The organism is Wolbachia endosymbiont of Tuta absoluta, assembly GCF_059414725.1.
Window position 1 is genome coordinate 1 of record NZ_JBNRJY010000549.1, and the last position, 496, is coordinate 496.

Sequence of the window (496 nt, forward strand, 5' to 3'; positions counted from 1 at the left end):
AACAAAACGCACAACCTAAGTGACATTTGAGAAGTAATGTTGCCATTTGAATTTTACAAAAATAGCATAATTGGAACTGAACCTTTGTTCATTTAGGTGCAACGAGATGGTCCTACTAGTGTAATAGGAGCGTTAAAATATCGAAAGAAACAACGTTAAAATTTTTATGCTAGTTGAGGTAATTAGTTTTCCGGATTGAGGCAGTTGTCTCTTCTAAGTTTGCAAGGATGAAAAAAAACATAAACATTGATCGATCCCTGTAAGGTAAGTCAGTAATTAATTTGGCAGAATACAATTTCCAATCAAAATAAAATTTGATTTAAAGGATAAAATTGAATTCCTTGTTTTTTTTTATTATCAAAAGTGAATGGTAGAATAATTAAAATTAAAATTGATACAGATAAAGCAATTACACCTCCAAGTTTAATCCATGTCAATAAGATTTTATATTTCATAATCCCCTTGTGTACAAGCATCCAATTTTTTATGTCGATTT

Annotated in this window: 1 protein-coding gene; it reads right to left on the minus strand. The window is 29.4% G+C overall.

Annotation, left to right across the window (positions count from 1 at the left end; genetic code table 11):
* Nucleotides 1-302 precede the first annotated feature (302 nt).
* The coding region (locus tag ACJ5GX_RS06095) for a hypothetical protein (protein ID WP_495292812.1) at nt 303-496 on the minus strand (194 nt) is incomplete at its 5' end.